Consider the following 15,598-nt stretch of genomic DNA (forward strand, 5'->3'; position numbering starts at 1 on the left):
ACGATGCTATTTCAATGAGTCCGATGAGCCGGGCGGGGACAACAGTTATGCGGCGCATCATCTTAATGCTGATCTATTGCTGCTTGGGGACAGGCCTTGCGGGGTGTGACTACACGCTGAGGGAGGCCGCAATTGTGGCCCCCGTGGATCCGCCGGGCGGGGACCCCGTGCAGGAGCCGACCGACGTCAAATATTACCCATCAGACGAGCCCGTTCGGCTGGGGCTGGAGCATTTCAACCGCGGCAGCTACGGACTATCCCAGCGCTATTTCAAGGACGCCGTCGAGAAATCACCGAAGGACCTGACGGCCTGGATTGGGCTCGCGGCAAGCTATGACCGCCTGCGTCGTTTTGACCTGGCTGATCAGGCCTATGCCCAGGCGATTCGGCTGGGGGGCGAGACCGTTCAAATCCTGAATGATCAGGGTTATTCGTACATGCTGCGCGGCAATCTGAGTGCGGCGCGACGGAAGTTCGAGAAGGCTTATTCGCTCGATCCAGGTAACCCGGTCATCGCCAATAACCTTGAGCTTCTCAATGGTAGCCGTCGGTTCATCGAAAGGCCGCCGAATAATCAGCCTTAGGTGGAATAACTACCGGTAAAGGGCTGATGCCGGTCGGATATGCACGCTAACGTGCTTTGGGAGGCATGCCTCGTCGCGGGTATGAGCCAGTTGCGCGTGGCATGGGTAGCCCCTGATTAGTTGGGCCCGATCACAACATCAGCGTGACGGCTGCCGATGCGGCTGATGACGATCACGCCGTTGCGGATGGTAAATCTCGCGCCGAGCAGTTTGCGGACCTTCTCCGTGATCGGAGAAGGGAACGGGATTGTTTCTCCCGTGACGGGATCGCCGACCCTGATCGACTCTGTCGCGGAGCCCGCAACCGGGGCGGGCTTGATATAGTCGCGGATCAGCTGAATCTCTTCGCGCGACAGGACGAGAACTGCCTGGTCGGGGCGAGTCTCGGCCGGCGGCTTGGGTGCTTCGGTGCTTGGCTTGTCGCGGGCCTCATTGGCGCTTGCGATCTGATCGAGCCTGGCTACGCGGAGCTTGAGCGCGATGATTTCGCGTTGCAGCGTGGCGATCTCCGCTTTGAGCGCCGTGGCCTGCATCAAGACAATGGTCGCGCAAACGCAACTCACGATGACGAGAACGCTCAGCAACGCGAGCAACCAGCGCTCGATGTTTCCCATCGACCCTCCGGTTGCCTCGGGGAGTTGATCGCGCTGGAGGTGCCCGCGCCAGATGCGGCGTCCTCGCTGCATCCAATTCGCGATCGCTGTCACACGTCCGGACTCCTCCTGCCCGGAGCCGAAGTGCGCAGACGACAAGGCGGGGGCCTCGTGGGGCGGGTGAATTATGGGCGCACTGTTGCCGTGATCGGTGCGTGGCTGCGGCCCTCGGTCCTCGGCGACGTGATCGTCAGCCGGAGGATGAGAGGCGGCGTGCGGATGAGGGCGGGACGGATCATCCTCCATCTGGTGATTAAGCCGGCCCGTATCCGTTCTCGGTGGTGCCATCTACCAACTTCAGCGGTTGTTCCGCCCGGAGCATCAAATGAGGCGGTCGTGTTGCACGCTGCGCGTTTGCGGGCCGACGCCGCCGGATCTGCAAATCATTCCAGCATCGATATGGACGTAAACCGTGCCGATAAGCGAGCCCTGTGTCAATTGAGGAAAAGGGCATCAGCATCGAACCGGGATATCCGCAGATGGTCTCAGTCGCGCCAGCCCTGGGCGCGGGGCCGCGCGCGACGGTTCACCCTAAAGACGCGCACGCCAGATCGAGGCCTTGGAACAACTGTGTCTGTCAAAAATCAACCCGGACGAGGCGTCATCCTGAGGTTTGATCCGAGATTGGGAGAATCGGTCTCTGGTTCCGTTTCGCGTTCGCGAACCCGTGAGGAGACTTCATTCGCCCGCGAAGACGAAACAAATGACATCGGATTGAAACCACTTTCCAGCAACCTCGAAGTCAGGGAAACACATTGCCGAGCTACTATCTCCAAGCCTTCTAACTGGGAGAGCCAGCAATGCGATCTCACCGAGATTTAGTCGCGCCAGTCATCATTCTGTGCTGCTCAGCTTTGAGCATCGCCACTCTTGTGATGGTCGGAGCATGGTGAATCCTTGGCCACACATCCATGCGTGAGGAATTCACATCTCTTGCTTTCTTGGCGGTTACGCTCGCGGGCGTCGCCTTGCTTGGCTCCGGCCTGCTCGCGCTGGTAATCGTGGGGTAGAGCGCGGCCCGACGCACGCTGATATCCGAGAGGGAAGCTGGTGCGCTGCCGATCTGCCGCGGCGAGGGCCCCTCGCTCCGAAGCCGAATTTCGTCTCCACATGATGACGCCGATCGCCATGAACGTCGGACAAGCCAGCATGTCGGCCTGGTCAATGTACTTCTGGACGCAGTACCAATCAGTGGGAGCGTGTCGGTAGTTTGGGAAGTCTGTGCGGGTTGAACGTCGTCGGCATCAATCCGGGAATTGTTTCCGGCTCCACTACGTCGAGACGCCGAACAGCTTGCGCACTGCTGGCAGCCACTCGCCCGTCATCGTGAACTCAAGCCCGAGCCGCGCTCCGACGGCAATCGCCAGCATTGTGATCGGCGCCGAGAGAGCGAGTGTTGAGAATGCGGTCAATCCCTGGCCAATGGTGCATCCCATTGACATGATCCCGCCTATCCCCATCAGAAGCGCGCCGCTCATGTGACGCTTCAATTCACGGGCGTCGTCGCAAGCCTCCCAGCGAAAGCCGCGCCCGAGCATGGCGGCCGCAAACGAGCCGGCGACGACGCCGGCGACCGAGCCGATGCCAAAGTTCAACCGCGCGCCGGAAAAGGTGGCAATGTAAAGGATAGTGTCGCCAAGCGGGGCAACGAAGGTGAGCGAGGAGACGCGCGCGGGATCGAATTCGTCATCCGCGAGCCACCCCGTCGCGAACCATCCGAACGCAATCGCGGCGCCGACGGCAAGACCGGAAACCAATAGTCGCGGCGACCGGATCAGCCGGCCATCCGCGAGTGCCCAGAAAGCGAGCGCGGCGGCAATCGACATGACGAGGATTGCATGCGTCGTGCTGCCGGCCCCGAGCAGTGAAGTCAGAGTCTGGTTGTTGCCTTCGGCGAGGCGCACCGACAATGGCTCGATCAGCTTCACGCGGAGCATGCCGGTGATGCCGCGCATAGTCGCGAGCGCGGACAGGCCGAGCACGAGAAAGACCACGATGGCACGCAGATCGCCACCGCCGATGCGCACCAGCGTGCCGAAACCGCAGGTGCCGACCAGCGCCATGCCGACGCCGAACATCAACCCGCCGATGATCGCGCCGCCCAGGCCGATCGATGCTGTGAGATAGATCGATCGCGACAGGTCTATGATGCCGAACTCGGCCAGCGCTTGGGTCGTAAGCAGGGCGACCGCCGCGGCCAGAGCAAAGGATCTGAGCCGGCGAAAATCCGATCCGAAGAACGCATCCTCGAGCATTGCGAGCGTGCAGAAGCGGCCCGCACGGCCGGAAACGCCGAGCACGGCACCGGCGGCAAGCCCGCATGCAAACGCTATGGTCGAAGAGCCCAGCATTCCTCCCGGGGATGTTCGTTCTGCTTGTTAGACAGTCTGCGCCGGGAAGGCGCGAAAATCCAGAACGGAAAATTACCGGCGGCGCCGCCGCACCGGCTCGCAGAACACGTCGTAGACGGCGGTGAGAATCTTGCGGACGTCCTCGTTGGCGAGGCTGTAGTAGATCGCCTTGCCGTCGCGGCGGGTGGTGACCAGCCGATCGAGTCTGAGCCGCGCGAGCTGCTGGGAGACGGTTGACTGCCGTTCGCCGAGGAACTGCTCGAGCTCGGTCACCGATTTCTCGCCCTCGGCGAGGATGCAGAGCAGCAGCAAGCGGGACTCGTGCGATAGCGCCTTGAGCATGTCGCTCGCCTCGCGTGCCTTCTCCATCATCTGCTCGAGCTCGGCGGAGCCCTCGATCTCCTTCAGCTTTGGCAGCGGCATCGTCTCAAATTCCCCTGAGCAAAATCCTTGAGAGCGGTCACGACCTGCCCGGTTCGGATCCTGTGCTGGACAGGATCCGGTTCAGGAGGCCGAAGAAGAAGGCATCCCCCGGATAACCGCGAATGCGCCCGATCTCACGGCCCTCTTTTACCACGACGAAGGTCGGCGTGAAGGCGCCGGGATCGATTCCGGCGAGGTCAGCGGGCGGGGGCCTATTCAGGTCGACCCGGCGCAGCGGCGCGGTCTGGCTTTCCTCGGTCTTGCCATAGATCGGCGCGATCTCGGCATTGAAGCGTGCGCACCATACGCAGCCGGCCCGTTCGAACATGACGAGCTCGTCCGCGCGCGATCCCGTTGCGGACAGCGCGAGCGCGACAATGACTGCGAGCCAGGCGATGATTCTGTTCATCCTGCGTAACGGACCTCTGGACTTCCTTGGCGCTTTATATCATTAAATTCGCATATGTTCTAGGGATGAGACGCAATGACCTTGGACGTCACGCTGGGGGCGGCCTTCGTCGCGGGGCTGTTGTCGTTTCTGTCGCCCTGTATCCTGCCCCTGGTCCCGCCCTTTCTCTGCTACATGGCCGGCGTCTCGGTCAACGATCTCTCCGGTGGCAAGCCCGACCTGCGGCCGCGCATCCTGGTCTCCGCACTCGCTTTCGTGGCGGGCTTCTCGCTGGTTTTCGTCGCGCTCGGCTCGACCGCCTCGCTCGCGGGACGCCTCATCTCCGCGCATCTCTCAACGCTCGGCATCGTCGCCGGCGGCCTGATCATCGTCATGGGCCTGCATTTTCTAGGTGTGCTGAGGATTCCGCTGCTCTATCGCAGTGCGACGGTGCAGGTCGACAACCGGCCGGCCGGGGTGGCGGGGGCCTTCGTCATGGGCCTGGCATTCGCGTTCGGCTGGACGCCCTGCGCAGGCCCCATTCTCGCCGCTGTCCTGCTGATGGCAGGCTCGGAGGACACGACCGGACGAGGAGCCCTGCTGCTTTTCGCCTATTCAATCGGGACCGGCATTCCGTTCCTGATCGCGGCCGCGTTCACCGGTAGGTTCATTGTCGCGCTTGGCCGCGCGCGCCGGCATCTTGGCCTGGTCGAGAAGACGATGGGCGTCTTTCTAGTCGCGACCGGCCTGATGTTCTTGACCGGTCTAATGCCGGCGGTTTCAGAGTGGCTGCTGGAGCGTTTTCCGGGGCTGACCACCATCGGCTGAGCTAGCCGTAGCGGAAATCGAGCAGTTGGGCATAGGACTGCAGTTCGATCAGGTAACGATGCACGAGCGGCCCTTCGCCGGCCATCGCTGCATGGGCGATCTCTCCACTGCTCGCGATCGCGCCGTCTATGAGGCGGCGGAACTCGCCTTGTCCGGCGATCTCGGTGCTTGCCCATTCGTTGCAGCGCTGCAGACGATCGCGGAATGCGCTTGCGGCGGCAACGGTTTCCTCGGCGTATGCCTGCGCCGGCTGCTGGCCATACCGCGTGGCCGCCACCCGTAGCTTTTCCATGGCCGGCGCGATCTCGAATACGCAGTCGCCGAGATCGTAGAGGCCCGAACGACGCCTGAGTTCATGAAAGGACCTGCGCAGCGCAAGCAGTTCGCGACCGGCGGCGACATTGTCGCCGCCGTCCAGCGCGCGCGTTGCGGCCGCGAGCCGTTCACCGCCGTCACCAAGAAATTCCGCCAGTGCGGCCGGAGCATAAGCGGGCAGGGGACCGGACGCGTTTGGCTCAAGCCGTTTCCACGTGGTCGCCGCCGCGTCGGTCTCCATCTGTGCCAGCGCGATGCTTCCGGTGCGCGCATAGCTCGCCGCGCTGCGCAGATTATCCATGATCGGCCCCATCACCGATACGAAATCCGTGGGTTTGCCGGCCTCCGCGCCGAGAACGAGCGCGCTCGACGTCAGCCATGCCAACAGGGCGATGATGCAGCGCAAGATCGGAAATCCTTGTCACATTCGTAGATATGAATATCATAATGAAAGTGACCGATGCGCAAGATCCTTCCAAAGCACAAATCCCTGACGTCGCCCGGCTGGCTGACGCGACGCGGCTTTCTCGCATTGGCATCGGGCGCGGCTCTTGTCGCCCGCCGCGGCGAGGCGGCCGCTGAGCCGGCGCTTGGAGAAGATGGGCTCTATCACGAGCCCTGGTTTCTGCAGAGCTTCCTCGATCTGCGCGAGGACCTCGAAGGCGCTGCCGCCGGCGGCAAGCGCCTTGCGATCATGTGGGAGCTGCGCGGCTGCCCCTATTGCCGTGAGACGCATCTGGTAAACTTTGCCGATGCGGCGATCACGACCTACATTCGCGACAATTTCGAGGTGTTGCAGCTCAATCTGATCGGCTCCCGCAAGGTTACGGATTTCGATCGCCAGGAATTGTCCGAGAAGGATCTGGCCCAGAAATACGGGATCAGGTTCACCCCGACATTCCAGTTCTTTCCTCCATCGTCCAACGGCATTGAGGCAAAGGAGCCGATGGCGCGGGAGGTGGCGCGGGCACCCGGCTATCTCAAGCCGCAGCATTTCCTGGCGATGTTTCGCTTCGTGCGGGAGCGGGCTTACGAGCGCGGCTCGTTCCGGGATTTTCTTACCACAAACGGCTAGTTGACACCGGCCCTGCGAATTTGTCTTGACGCCGCTTCTTATATGAACATATCATAATAACTGAATTTGATGGATTGTGAGTCCATCGCAAACGAGGCGGGCGTCACCTCGCCATCAAGGGTAGGGAACATGCGGCGCTCGCTCGCGGCTGCGTTTGCGCTATGTCTTTCGGCCGGAAGCGCCTGCGCGCAAGAGCCGATCAAGCTCGACGTCGTCAATGACGCTCTGCCCAAATCGCTGACCGGCGCACCCGGCAATCCCGATGCCGGCAAGAAGGTGTTCCTGACGCGCACGCTGGGCAATTGCCTCGCCTGCCACCAGGTCACCAGCCTGAAATCCGAGGAATTCCACGGCGAGTTCGGCCCGTCGCTCGACGGCGTCGCCGGCCGCTACAGCGAGGCACAGTTGCGCCTCATCGTCGCCGATCCCAAGCGCATCTTCACCGACACGGTCATGCCGGCGTTCTTCAAAAGCGACGGCTTGAGCCGTGTGCGCCCGGAGTTCGTCGGCAAGTCGATTCTGTCGGCCGCGCAGGTCGAGGACGTGGTCGCTTATCTCAAAACGCTCAACTGACGGCGAGGAGGATCTGGAATGAAAGCCATCAATCGACGGCAGGCATTCGCGCTCGGGGGTGGCTTCGTCATGCTGACCCTGATGCCGATGGCGGCCGACGCCGAAGTGAGCAATGACGCCGCGAAGTGGATCGAGAAGTTCACCGGCGGCAAGCAGCCGGTCAAGGGCAAGATCGCGCTCGACCTGCCGGAGATCGCGGAGAATGGCAATACCGTGCCTCTGTCGCTCACGGTCGAGAGCCCGATGACCACGGAATCCTACGTCAAGGAAGTCATGATTCTCGCCGACGGCAATCCGAACGCCGGCGTCGCGACGCTGATGTTCACACCGGTCTCGGGCAAGGCGGAGGCCTCGATCCGGATCCGGCTCGCGGCCACGCAGAACGTGGTTGCGATCGCGAAGATGAGCGACGGCGCGCTGTTCACGGAGCAGAAGACCGTGAAGGTAACGATCGGCGGCTGCGGCGGCTAGGGCGCAAGGAGAGAACAATGGCAGACAAACCACGCATCAAGCTTCCCAAGGAGGCGGCCAAGGGCGAGGTCATCCAGATCAAGACCTTGGTCTCGCACGTCATGGAATCGGGCCAGCGCAAGGACGCGCAAGGCAAGCCCATCCCGCGCAGGATCATCAACAGGTTTGCCTGCGAATTCAACGGCAAGCCGGTCTTCGCCTGCGCGCTCGAGCCAGCGATCTCGGCCAACCCCTACATCCAGTTCGATGCGAAGGTGGAGGAAGCCGGGACCTTCAAGTTCTCCTGGACCGATGACGACGGCTCGGTGATCACGGCCGAAGAGAAGATCGCGCTCAAGGCGTAATGCCGGAGAGCTTCGAGGGAGACAGCGGATGCTTTCGCGATACGTTGGACTCGCCGTTGCGATCGTCGCGGTCGCATCGCTTGCGACGCGTGCTTTCGCGCAGGAGACCGAACGCAAAGGCATCTCCGCGCCGCCTGGACACGTCTTCAAGACGATCGTCTCCGGCTACCAGTTCCGCAGCAAGGAAACGCGGGCGCTGCAGGACGACGACCTGGAGAACCCCGGCTTTCTGGCGGTGGAGCGTGCCGCCGACGTCTGGAAGAGGGCGGAGGGCAGCGAAGGGAAGTCATGCATGAGCTGTCACGGCGAGGCCGAAACGAGCATGAAGGGCGTCGGAGCCGCCATACCGAAATGGGACGACAAGCGGAAGAGGCCGGTCAATCTCGAGCAGCGCATCAACATCTGCCGCACCGAGCACATGAAGGCGGAGCCCTGGAAATTCAAGTCCCAGGAACTGACCGACATGACCACCTTCGTGCGATACCAATCGCACGGTATGCCGGTGGCGGTGAAGACCGACGGTCCGATGTCGCCCTGGTTCGAGCGCGGCAAGCAGATCTATTACACGCGCTACGGCCAGCTCGATTTGGCCTGCGAGTCGTGCCACGAGCGCAACAACGGAAAATTCATGCGCGCCGATTTTCTCAGCCAGGGCCAGACCAACGGCTTTCCGACCTATCGGTTGCGCGACCAGCGCCTGGTGCCGCTGCATGAGCGCTTCGAAGGCTGCATGTTCGATGTACGCGCCGAGCCGTTCAAGCCGCTCTCCGACGAGTTTCTCGCGCTTGAGCTCTATGTCGCCTGGCGCGGCATCGGGCTGCCGGTCGAGACGCCCTCGGTGCGCAATTGAAACGATGAGCCTGCAGGAGCATTGCGCATGATCTCTCGTCGCGAGTTCATCCAGGTTGCTGCAGCAACGGCGACACTGGCGACCAGTACCGGTTCGAGCCTGACCCGGGCGTTCGCCCAGCAGCGCCTGACCCAGAAGGAATTGCTGGCCTTCGAGCCGCTCGGTAACGTCACGCTGGTGCATGTGACCGACATTCACGGCCAGCTCATGCCGCTTTACTTCCGCGAGCCTTCGACCAATCTCGGCGTCGGCGAGGCGAAGGGGCTGCCGCCGCACGTGACGGCCAAGGAGTTTCTCGCCCGCTTCGGCATCGCACCCGGTTCTTCGGCCGCGTACGCACTGACGTCGGAGGATTTCGAGGCGCTGGCCAAGACCTACGGCAAGATCGGCGGGCTCGATCGGGCCGCCACCGTGATCAAGGCGATCCGCGACGAGCGCGGCGACAAGGTCGCGCTGCTCGACGGCGGCGATACCTGGCAGGGCTCGTGGTCTTCGCTGAAGACGCGGGGCCAGGACATGATCGACTGCATGGCCCTGCTCAAGCCCGACGCCATGACCGGACATTGGGAATTCACCTACGGCACCGAGCGGGTCAAGCAGGCGATCGAGGGGCTCGGCTTCCCCTTCCTCGGCCTCAACATCCGCGATACCGAGTGGAACGAGGCGGCGTTCGAGCCTTCGACTATGATCGAGCGCGGTGGCGTCAAGATCGCGGTGCTGGGCCAGGCGTTCCCTTACACCCCGGTCGCCAATCCGCGCTGGATGATCCCGAACTGGTCGTTCGGAGTCCGCGAGGAGGACGTGCAGGCCCAGGTCGACAAAGCGCGCAAGGACGGGGCGCAGCTCGTCGTGCTGCTCTCGCACAACGGCTTCGACGTCGACCGCAAGCTGGCCTCCCGCGTCAAGGGCATCGACGTCATCCTGACCGGCCACACCCATGACGCGCTGCCCGAAGCGGTCAAGGTCGGCAAGACCCTGCTGATCGCGTCGGGCTCGTCCGGCAAGTTCGTGTCGCGGCTCGACCTCGACGTCCGCGACGACGAGGTCAAGGCCTACAGCTTCAAGCTCATTCCGCTGTTCTCCGATGTGATCGCGGCGGATGCCGAGATGGCCGCGAAGATCGCCGAGGTACGCAAGCCCTTCGCGCCCGAGCTATCGAAGGTGCTCGGCAAGACGGATTCGCTGCTTTACAGGCGAGGCAATTTCAACGGCACCTTCGACGACCTGATCTGCCAGGCCCTGTTGCAGGAGCGCGACGCCGAGATCGCGCTCTCGCCGGGCTTCCGCTGGGGCACAAGCGTGCTGCCGGGACAGGACATCACCTTCGAGGACGTCACCAACGCGACCGCGATCACCTATCCGGCGGTCTATCGCATGGGCATGACGGGTTCGCGGTTGAAGGAGATCATCGAGGACGTCGCCGACAATCTCTTCAACGTCGATCCCTACTATCAGCAGGGTGGCGACATGGTGCGCATCGGCGGTCTGTCCTATGCGATCGATATCGCGAAGCCGCAAGGCAGCCGCATCTCCGATATGCAGCTGCTCAAGACCGGTGCGCCGATCGATCCCGCGAGGGAATATCAGGTCGCAGGTTGGGCCAGCGTCAACGAAGGGACCGAAGGGCCGCCGATCTGGGAGGTCGTGGCCAATTATCTGACCCGACAGAAGACGGTTCGCCTCGAACCCAACAGAGCTGTCAAAGTGACGGGAGCGTGAGAAGCGATGTCGAAGATGGACAGTCCCCAGCAATCCCGACGCAGTTTCCTGGCCGCTGGCGCCGGCGTTGCGGCGTCGGTGCTCGCGAAGCCCGCCTTGGCCGGCGGCGGCAATCCGGCGAACCAGCCTCCCAACGTCCCGGAATGGACCAAGTCGCTCGGCGAGGGCGTCGCCGTGCGCCCCTACGGCAAGCCTTCGAAGTTCGAGAAGGATGTCGTCCGGCGCGACGTCGAATGGCTGACCGCCTCGCGCGAGTCCTCGGTGAGCTTCACCCCGCTGCACGAGCTCGAAGGCATCATCACGCCGAACGGCCTCTGCTTCGAGCGGCATCATGGCGGCATCGCCGAGGTTGATCCGGCCGATCATCGCCTGATGATCCATGGGCTCGTCGAGCGTCCGCTGATCCTCACGCTGGAGGAGTTGAAGCGCTATCCGCGCGTCAACCGCATTCACTTCATGGAATGCGCAGCAAATTCCGGCATGGAGTGGCGCGGCGCGCAGCTCAATGGCTGTCAGTTCACCCACGGCATGATCCATTGCGTGCAGTACACCGGCGTGTCGCTGCGTACGCTGCTCGAAGAAGCAGGGGTCAAGACCAACGGTAAGTGGCTGCTGGTCGAGGGCGCCGATGCGGCCGCGATGGATCGCAGCTTGCCGATCGAGAAGGCGCTCGACGACTGCATCATCGCCTACAAGATGAACGGCGAGGCGCTCTATCCCGAACAGGGCTATCCGATGCGGCTCGTGGTGCCGGGTTGGCAGGGCAATCTCTGGGTCAAGTGGCTGCGCCGCATCAAGGTCGGCGATCAGCCCTGGCACACCCGCGAGGAGACGTCGAAATATACCGACTTGATGCCCAACGGAAAGGCACGTCGGTTCACCTGGTCGATGGACGCCAAGTCGGTGATCACGAGCCCTAGTCCGCAGGCGCCGATCAGGCACGGCAAGGGCTTCACCATCGTCTCCGGGCTGGCCTGGAGCGGAAACGGCAAGGTCAGGCGCGTCGACGTGTCGCTCGATGGCGGCCGCAACTGGTGGCCGGCACGGCTCGACGGCCCCGTGCTCGACAAGGCACTGACGCGCTTCTACTACGAGTTCGACTGGAACGGCGAGCCGCTGCTGCTGCAATCGCGCGTGCAGGACGAGACCGGCTACGTGCAACCGAGCAAGGCCGAGTTGCGCAAGATCCGTGGCGTCAACTCCATCTATCACAACAATGGCATCCAGACCTGGCATGTGCAGGCCAATGGTGAGGTCGAGAATGTCGAAGTCGCTTAAGTTTGCTGCCGCGGCACTGCTCATTTGCGCAATGTGCGCGCCCGCGCCCGCGCAGCAGAAGACCGATCCCAAAGCCGGTCCGCGCTATCACGTCGGCCGCGCGCCGACCGCGGCGGAAATCCGCGGCTGGGATATCGACGTGCGGCCCGATGGTCAGGGCCTGCCGGAGGGCAAGGGCACGGTCGCCCAGGGCGAGAAGCTCTTCATGGACAACTGCTCGACCTGCCACGGCGAGTTCGGCGAGGGTAACGGCCGCTGGCCAGTGCTGGCGGGCGGCAAGGGTTCGCTGACATCAGACAATCCGGTCAAGACGGTGGGCTCGTACTGGCCCTACGCTTCGACCGTGTTCGACTACGTCCGTCACGCCATGCCTTACGGCAATGCGGAGTCGCTCTCGGTCAACGAGTATTATGCGCTGGTCGCCTACGTCCTGTACCTGAACGACGTTGTCACCGACCAGAATTTCGAGCTGACCAACAAGAACCTTGCCACGATCAAGATGCCGAACGAGCAGGGCTTTGTGATGGACGATCGGGCGACGAGCGAGAAATCGTTCTGGCAGAAGGACCCCTGCATGAGGGATTGCATCGAGCCGGTGAAGATCACCGCGCGCGCTGCCGTCATCGACGTGACCCCTGAGGATACCAGGGACGGAAAGTCGCGGGGCGTGGAATGATCCGCGGCCGGGCGAGCCGCCGTGGGTTGCTTCGCAGTTTGTTCGCTGCCGCCTTCATCATGACAAGTCCCGCCGCTCCGTCCCGGGCGACCGAACCGCACCGGCTCGCGCTGCAGATCAGCGACGACGACCCGGCCAAGATGCGCGCCGTCCTCGATGTTGCGGCGAACGTCTCGCGGCATTATTCCGGGCAGGGCGACGACGTCGAGATCGTGGTGGTTGCCTTCAATGGCGGCCTCGACATGCTGCTCGACGACCGCTCGCCGGTGAAGGAGCGCCTGTTGAATTTCCTGAAATCGATGCCCAATGTGAGCTTCATCGCCTGCGGCAATACCCTGGAGACGCTTGCGGTGAAGGAAGGCAGGCGACCGCCGCTGATCGAGGGCATCAGCGTCACCCGGGTTGGTGTTGCCGCACTGATGGATCTCGCGGAAAAGAACTGGACGATTGTCCGACCGTAAGGAGAGAGCCGCCGATGCGATGGTTGATGGGATTGGCTGTCTTGCTCCTTCTCGCGCCGCCCGCCGGCGCGGCCGAGCAGGAGCTCGAACTGTCGGCCGGCGGCCGCACGACCCTCGCGACACTGCGCACACCTGCCTCGATGGGACCGGATACGCCGCTGGTCGTGATGACCCACGGCACGCTCGCCCACAAGGACATGGAAGTCATTCAGGGCGTCGCGAAGGCGCTTGAGCAGCGCGGCATCGCTTCGCTCGCCCATACCCTGTCGCTGGGGCTCGACCGCCGCAAGGGCATGTATGACTGCGCGGCGCGGCACGACTATGTCGTTGACGATGCGGTTGCTGAGATCGGTGCCTGGGTGATCAAGGCGAGGGGCATGTCGCGGTTCGTCTTCACCCTCGGTCACTCGCGCGGCGGCAACCAGGTCGCGCGCTATCTGGCGGCGGGCGAACCCCCGCCGGTCGCGGGTGCCGTGCTGCTGGCGCCGGTGACGGCGAAAGCCGAGGCCGACTTGCGCGCCTCCTATGCCCAGACCTACGGCAAGCCGCTCGAACCGTTCCTGAAGCAGGCAACGAGGACCGTCGCGGCGGGCCGCGGTGGCGAGTGGATGGACGTGCCGGGCTTCATCTATTGCCGCAACGCGGTGGTGACGGCGCGCGCCTTTGCCTCCTTCTATGCCGCCGACACCGGCCAGGACGCTGCGGCGCTCGTGGCGCGGCTCAAGCTCCCTGTGCTGGTGCTCGCCGCGACCAAGGATACGGTCGTGCCCGACGTGGTAGCGTCCTTTGCACCGCTTGCCGATTCGAGCGGCGGCAGGGTGCAGCTCGATAGAATCGAGGACGCCGATCACTTCTTCCGCGACCTGTTCGCGGAAGATGCTGCCGATCGTATCGCCGAATTCATCAAGCAGACACGTTAGGAGGGACCATGCAGCGTCGATCCATGCTTGGCGCGAGCCTTGCCGGACTATTTGGTGCTCTTGCCGTGCGCGAAGCGGCAGCGGCGACGGAAACACCGGCGCGACAGCGCGTCGTCTATCACCTCGCCGATGCCGACCGCGTCGTCTTCGTTCTGGGCAACCTCCAGAACCATGTCGATGGCGCTGGTGGCCCCGGCAAGGCCGATATCAGGCTGGTCGTGCATGGGCCCGCGCTTCGCGCCTTCCACGCGCTCGCCGCCGAAGATCACACCGTTGCGATGATGAAGAAGCTCGCCGACGCTGGCGTCGGATTTGATGCCTGCGCCAACACCATGAAGGCGCAGGGGGTCAAGCTCGACGACCTCACGCCCGGCTTCGTGGTAGCCGAGAAGGGCGGCGTGGTGCGGCTCGCCGAGCTGCAACAGCAGGGATATGCCTATCTGCGGCCCTGAGCAGGCGTGGCGCCGATGCGGCCGGGCCTTGATTTGGCTCATACGGCGCGACCGCAGCGAGCGATAGACTTGGCAGACCTCAAAGGAACACTGAGGCGGCCGTGCTGACGACACTCATCGATCTCCTGGGGGAAGACCGCCTGTCATGGCTCGGCGGCCTTCTGGTCGGCGGCGTCTTTGGATTCTTCGCCCAGCGCAGCCGCTTCTGCCTGCGCGCCGCCGCCGTCGAGTTCTCCCGCGGCGAGGGCGGCCCGCGCCTTGCGGTCTGGCTCCTGACCTTTGCCGCGGCGCTGGTGGGCACGCAGGCCTTTGTCGCGCTCGGTCTGCTCGACGTCTCCGAGGCGCGCCAGCTCGCGCAGCAGGGCAGCATCTCCGGTGCGCTCGTGGGCGGCATGATGTTCGGCTGCGGCATGATTCTGGCCCGCGGCTGTGCCAGCCGGCTGCTCGTGCTCTCGGCCAATGGCAATCTCAGGGCGCTGCTGTCGGGCCTGGTGTTTGCGGTGACGGCGCAGGCTTCTTATCGCGGCCTGCTGTCGCCTGCGCGCGAGTGGGTGACCAATCTGTGGCTTGTCGACGGCGGGCCGTCGCGCGACATCATGGCGGCGTTCGGCGGCGGTACGCCCGAGAAGCTCGCTTTCGGTGGACTATGGCTGATCGCGGGGCTCACCTTCGCCTTTCGCAGCCATTTGCCGCGCCGGCTGATCTTCGCCGCGCTGGCGACGGGCGTAGCCGTCGTCGCCGGCTGGCTCTTCACCTACCAGCTGTCGCAGGCCTCCTTCGCACCGGTGACGCTGAAAAGCCTCACCTTCAGCGGACCGTCGGCCGAATTGCTGATGCTGGTCTTGAACAGCTCGCAGATCCGGCTCGGCTTCGACCTCGGCATCATTCCCGGCGTGTTTCTCGGCTCGTTCGTCGCTGCGGCAAGCGCGCATGAGCTGAAGCTCGAGGGATTTTTCGACGGGCTCGGCATGCGGCGCTATCTGCTCGGCGCGGTGCTGATGGGTTTCGGCGCGATGCTCGCCGGCGGCTGCGCGGTCGGCGCGGGCGTGACCGGCGCCTCGATATTCGCGCTCACCGCCTGGCTCGTGCTCGGCGGCATGTGGCTCGGGGCTGGACTCACCGACCTCTTCGTCGACCGTGCCGGTACGCCACAACCGCAGCAGGCCGCTGGCTCGCCCGCAGCGGGCGCGTGATCAGATATTTTATGGTTTGCTAAATTACATTTTTTGAATATGAT

General features: G+C 63.6%; 19 protein-coding genes. 14 read left to right on the forward strand and 5 right to left on the reverse strand.

Annotated features, from left to right (window positions below):
- The first annotated feature begins 47 nt into the window (after positions 1-47).
- Entirely contained in the window at positions 48-584 is a 537-nt protein-coding gene (locus BJA_RS17370; RefSeq protein ID WP_236842217.1) for a tetratricopeptide repeat protein, read from the forward strand.
- 116 nt (positions 585-700) lie between these two features.
- Here the strand turns inward: BJA_RS17370 and BJA_RS43080 are convergent, their stop codons facing one another.
- The 4 genes from BJA_RS43080 to BJA_RS17390 form a co-directional block, all read right to left on the reverse strand.
- On the reverse strand, positions 701-1,198 hold the full coding sequence (locus BJA_RS43080) for a hypothetical protein (RefSeq protein WP_236842218.1): 498 nt from the start codon (positions 1,196-1,198) through the stop codon (positions 701-703).
- Positions 1,199-2,508: 1,310 nt separating this feature from the next.
- Positions 2,509-3,588 (reverse strand): YeeE/YedE family protein, encoded by a 1,080-nt coding sequence (locus tag BJA_RS17380; protein ID WP_011086289.1) that lies wholly within the window; start codon positions 3,586-3,588, stop codon positions 2,509-2,511.
- 72 nt (positions 3,589-3,660) lie between these two features.
- Positions 3,661-4,011 carry an ArsR/SmtB family transcription factor gene (locus BJA_RS17385; RefSeq protein ID WP_011086290.1) on the reverse strand — a complete coding sequence of 117 codons (351 nt, stop codon included), beginning with the start codon at positions 4,009-4,011 and terminating at the stop codon, positions 3,661-3,663.
- A 37-nt stretch (positions 4,012-4,048) separates the two neighbouring features.
- Complete coding sequence (locus BJA_RS17390) at positions 4,049-4,420, reverse strand: hypothetical protein (protein ID WP_011086291.1); 372 nt, start codon at positions 4,418-4,420, stop codon at positions 4,049-4,051.
- A gap of 75 nt (positions 4,421-4,495) precedes the next feature.
- On the opposite strand from BJA_RS17390, the gene BJA_RS17395 reads away from it, so the two are divergent.
- Positions 4,496-5,227, forward strand: a complete 732-nt coding sequence (locus tag BJA_RS17395) for a cytochrome c biogenesis CcdA family protein (RefSeq protein ID WP_011086292.1) — start codon at positions 4,496-4,498, stop codon at positions 5,225-5,227.
- Position 5,228: 1 nt separating this feature from the next.
- Here the strand turns inward: BJA_RS17395 and BJA_RS17400 are convergent, their stop codons facing one another.
- Positions 5,229-5,948 carry a hypothetical protein gene (locus tag BJA_RS17400; protein ID WP_162494079.1) on the reverse strand — a complete coding sequence of 240 codons (720 nt, stop codon included), beginning with the start codon at positions 5,946-5,948 and terminating at the stop codon, positions 5,229-5,231.
- 54 nt (positions 5,949-6,002) lie between these two features.
- Between BJA_RS17400 and BJA_RS17405 the strand changes: the two genes are divergently transcribed.
- From BJA_RS17405 to BJA_RS17460, 12 genes are all read left to right on the forward strand, one after another.
- Positions 6,003-6,617 carry a SoxW family protein gene (locus tag BJA_RS17405; protein WP_011086294.1) on the forward strand — a complete coding sequence of 205 codons (615 nt, stop codon included), beginning with the start codon at positions 6,003-6,005 and terminating at the stop codon, positions 6,615-6,617.
- A 129-nt stretch (positions 6,618-6,746) separates the two neighbouring features.
- On the forward strand, positions 6,747-7,190 hold the full coding sequence (soxX, locus tag BJA_RS17410) for a sulfur oxidation c-type cytochrome SoxX (RefSeq protein ID WP_028171929.1): 444 nt from the start codon (positions 6,747-6,749) through the stop codon (positions 7,188-7,190).
- Positions 7,191-7,208: 18 nt separating this feature from the next.
- The gene (gene soxY, locus BJA_RS17415; RefSeq protein ID WP_011086296.1) at positions 7,209-7,661 is read left to right on the forward strand and encodes a thiosulfate oxidation carrier protein SoxY; all 453 of its coding nucleotides are present in this window, start codon (positions 7,209-7,211) and stop codon (positions 7,659-7,661) included.
- 17 nt (positions 7,662-7,678) lie between these two features.
- On the forward strand, positions 7,679-8,005 hold the full coding sequence (gene soxZ, locus BJA_RS17420; RefSeq protein WP_011086297.1) for a thiosulfate oxidation carrier complex protein SoxZ: 327 nt from the start codon (positions 7,679-7,681) through the stop codon (positions 8,003-8,005).
- Between the two features lie 28 nt (positions 8,006-8,033).
- Positions 8,034-8,855, forward strand: coding sequence for a sulfur oxidation c-type cytochrome SoxA (gene soxA / locus BJA_RS17425; RefSeq protein WP_011086298.1), 822 nt, complete (start codon positions 8,034-8,036; stop codon positions 8,853-8,855).
- Positions 8,856-8,882: 27 nt separating this feature from the next.
- The gene (gene soxB / locus BJA_RS17430) at positions 8,883-10,574 is read left to right on the forward strand and encodes a thiosulfohydrolase SoxB (RefSeq protein ID WP_011086299.1); all 1,692 of its coding nucleotides are present in this window, start codon (positions 8,883-8,885) and stop codon (positions 10,572-10,574) included.
- A 6-nt stretch (positions 10,575-10,580) separates the two neighbouring features.
- A complete protein-coding gene (soxC, locus tag BJA_RS17435; protein WP_011086300.1) occupies positions 10,581-11,852 on the forward strand; it encodes a sulfite dehydrogenase in 1,272 nt (423 codons plus the stop codon).
- A complete protein-coding gene (locus BJA_RS17440; protein ID WP_038965950.1) occupies positions 11,836-12,528 on the forward strand; it encodes a c-type cytochrome in 693 nt (230 codons plus the stop codon). The genes soxC and BJA_RS17440 overlap by 17 nt, the downstream gene beginning before the upstream one ends.
- Before the next feature lie 59 nt (positions 12,529-12,587).
- Positions 12,588-12,989 carry a DsrE family protein gene (locus BJA_RS17445; RefSeq protein ID WP_231166726.1) on the forward strand — a complete coding sequence of 134 codons (402 nt, stop codon included), beginning with the start codon at positions 12,588-12,590 and terminating at the stop codon, positions 12,987-12,989.
- 14 nt (positions 12,990-13,003) lie between these two features.
- Positions 13,004-13,909 carry an alpha/beta hydrolase gene (locus BJA_RS17450; protein WP_011086303.1) on the forward strand — a complete coding sequence of 302 codons (906 nt, stop codon included), beginning with the start codon at positions 13,004-13,006 and terminating at the stop codon, positions 13,907-13,909.
- An 8-nt stretch (positions 13,910-13,917) separates the two neighbouring features.
- A complete protein-coding gene (locus BJA_RS17455; protein WP_011086304.1) occupies positions 13,918-14,361 on the forward strand; it encodes a DsrE family protein in 444 nt (147 codons plus the stop codon).
- A gap of 101 nt (positions 14,362-14,462) precedes the next feature.
- Positions 14,463-15,554 carry a YeeE/YedE family protein gene (locus BJA_RS17460; RefSeq protein WP_011086305.1) on the forward strand — a complete coding sequence of 364 codons (1,092 nt, stop codon included), beginning with the start codon at positions 14,463-14,465 and terminating at the stop codon, positions 15,552-15,554.
- The last annotated feature ends 44 nt before the right edge of the window (positions 15,555-15,598 follow it).

Origin of the sequence: Bradyrhizobium diazoefficiens USDA 110, from assembly GCF_000011365.1 — a bacterium.
Classification (GTDB): Bacteria; Pseudomonadota; Alphaproteobacteria; order Rhizobiales; family Xanthobacteraceae; genus Bradyrhizobium; species Bradyrhizobium diazoefficiens.